Genomic DNA, 3090 nt, shown 5'->3' with positions numbered 1-3090 from the left:
TCTTCAACCTAAAAGCAGCTCAGGTTATATGGTCAAGACAATCAGCCAATTAGTACGAGTTAGCTACACACATTACTGTGCTTCCACACCTCGCCTATCAACGTCGTAGTCTCCAACGGGCTTCATGGGAAAACTCATCTTGAGGGAGGCTTCCCGCTTAGATGCTTTCAGCGGTTATCCCGTCCGAACTTAGCTACCCGGCAATGCAACTGGCGTCACAACCGGTACACCAGAGGTTCGTCCACTCCGGTCCTCTCGTACTAGGAGCAGCTCCTCTCAATTTTCCTACGCCCACGGCAGATAGGGACCGAACTGTCTCACGACGTTCTAAACCCAGCTCGCGTACCACTTTAAATGGCGAACAGCCATACCCTTGGGACCTGCTTCAGCCCCAGGATGTGATGAGCCGACATCGAGGTGCCAAACACCGCCGTCGATATGAACTCTTGGGCGGTATCAGCCTGTTATCCCCGGAGTACCTTTTATCCGTTGAGCGATGGCCCTTCCATTCAGAACCACCGGATCACTAAGACCAACTTTCGTTCCTGCTCGAGCCGTCACTCTCGCAGTCAAGCACCCTTTTGCCTTTACACTCTTGGTACGATGTCCGACCGTACCGAGGGTACCTTTGTGCTCCTCCGTTACTCTTTGGGAGGAGACCGCCCCAGTCAAACTACCCATCATACACTGTCCTCAGCCAGGATTACTGGCCCAAGTTAGAACCTCAATAATAACAGGGTGGTATTTCAACGTCGGCTCCATGCGAACTGGCGTCCGCACTTCATAGCCTCCCACCTATCCTACACAGTCATCATCAAAGTCCAGTGCAAAACTATAGTAAAGGTTCACGGGGTCTTTCCGTCTAGCCGCGGGTACACTGCATCTTCACAGCGATTTCAATTTCACTGAGTCTCGGGTGGAGACAGTGTGGCCATCGTTACGCCATTCGTGCAGGTCGGAACTTACCCGACAAGGAATTTCGCTACCTTAGGACCGTTATAGTTACGGCCGCCGTTTACCGGGGCTTCGATCAAGAGCTTCTTCTGCCACCACATTGCTCGCTACTCTTCGTTGAGCTTCCGCTTCCTCTCAGTCACATACTTAAGTATGCTCCTTCAACTCAGCGTCGCTCGCCTCAATTAGCAAACAATCTGGTGGCAGAATAACCCCATCAATTAACCTTCCGGCACCGGGCAGGCGTCACACCCTATACGTCTTCTTACGAATTTGCAGAGTGCTGTGTTTTTAATAAACAGTCGCAGCCACCTGGTCTCTGCGGCCCTCTTCAGCTCATTAAGCAAGTTAACTCACCAAAAAGGGCGTACCTTCTCCCGAAGTTACGGTACCATTTTGCCTAGTTCCTTCACCCGAGTTCTCTCAAGCGCCTTAGTATTCTCTACTTGTCCACCTGTGTCGGTTTGCGGTACGGTTCTCTGTAAGTTATGGCTAGCGGCTTTTCCTGGAAGCTTGGCATCAATGACTTCTTCGCACACCGTAGTGTCGAAACCACTTCGCACCTCAGCCTTAACAAGGGGCCGGATTTGCCTAACCCCTCAGCCTACATGCAAGTACCGGGACAACCACCGCCCGGCTCACCTAGCCTTCTTCGTCCCCGCTTCACCACTTACAAAAAGTCCAGGAATATTAACCTGGTTCCCATCAGCTACGCATTTCTGCCTCACCTTAGGGGCCGACTCACCCTGCTCCGATTAACGTCGTGCAGGAAACCTTAGACTTCCGGCGAGTGGGTTTTTCACCCACTTTATCGTTACTCATGTCAGCATTCGCACTTCTGATACCTCCAGCCCACTTCTCAATGAACCTTCATCAGCTTACAGAACGCTCCCCTACCACATGCACTTAGTGCATATCCGCAGCTTCGGTGTATGGTTTTAGCCCCGTTACATCTTCCGCGCAGGCCGACTCGACCAGTGAGCTATTACGCTTTCTTTAAAGGGTGGCTGCTTCTAAGCCAACCTCCTGGCTGTCTATGCCTTCCCACATCGTTTCCCACTTAACCATAACTTCGGGACCTTAGCCGACGGTCTGGGTTGTTGCCCTCTTCACGACGGACGTTAGCACCCGCCGTGTGTCTCCCGTGATTCAATTAACCAGTATTCGGAGTTTGCATCGGTTTGGTAAGCCATGACAGCCCCCTAGCCGAAACAGTGCTCTACCCCCAGTAATCATTCACGAGGCGCTACCTAAATAGCTTTCGGGGAGAACCAGCTATCTCCGGGCTTGATTAGCCTTTCACTCCTAGCCACACGTCATCCGATAATTTTTCAACATTACCCGGTTCGGACCTCCAGTTGGTGTTACCCAACCTTCATCCTGCACATGGCTAGATCGCCCGGTTTCGGGTCTACTCTCAGCGACTCTCGCCCTTTTCAGACTCGATTTCTCTACGGCTCCCTTAATAAGTTAACCTCGCCACTAAAAGTAACTCGCTGACCCATTATACAAAAGGTACGCAGTCACTAGCCTAAGCCAGCTCCCACTGCTTGTACGCAAACGGTTTCAGGTTCTATTTCACTCCCCTCTCCGGGGTTCTTTTCGCCTTTCCCTCACGGTACTGGTTCACTATCGGTCAGTAAGGAGTATTTAGCCTTGGATGATGGTCCACCCATCTTCAACCAGGATTTCACGTGTCCCAGCCTACTTATTCGTGTGCTTAGTTCCTCATTAGGCCTTCGTATACGGGACTTTCACCCTCTCTCGTGGCACTTCCCAGAGCCTTCTACTCAGCTTAATGATATATCACACCAGGCTCTTCCCCGTTCGCTCGCCGCTACTTGGAGAATCTCGTTTGATTTCTTTTCCTTCGGGTACTTAGATGTTTCAGTTCCCCGAGTTCGCCTCTTTAACCTATGTATTCAGTTAAAAATGACCTCGCTTTCGCAAAGCCGGGTTCCCCCATTCGGACACCTTTGGTTCATCGCTCGTTTCCAGCTCCCCAAAGCTTTTCGCAGGATTCCACGTCCTTCTTCGCCTCTTACTGCCAAGGCATCCACCGTTTGCGCTTCTCTTCTTGACCATATAACCTCAACCACCTCTTGCCAACACCCTCTTCCCTTACTCGCTCTCAAT

1 rRNA gene is annotated in these 3090 nt (G+C 51.4%); it reads right to left on the bottom strand.

The features are described from left to right. Positions 1–28 precede the first annotated feature (28 nt). Positions 29–3037 (bottom strand): 23S ribosomal RNA (locus B5D33_RS16215). Positions 3038–3090: the final 53 nt, after the last annotated feature.

Origin of the sequence: Legionella maceachernii, from assembly GCF_900167045.1 — a bacterium.
Lineage (GTDB): Bacteria > Pseudomonadota > Gammaproteobacteria > Legionellales > Legionellaceae > Tatlockia > Tatlockia maceachernii.
This window is presented reverse-complemented; position numbering and strand designations above follow the sequence as displayed.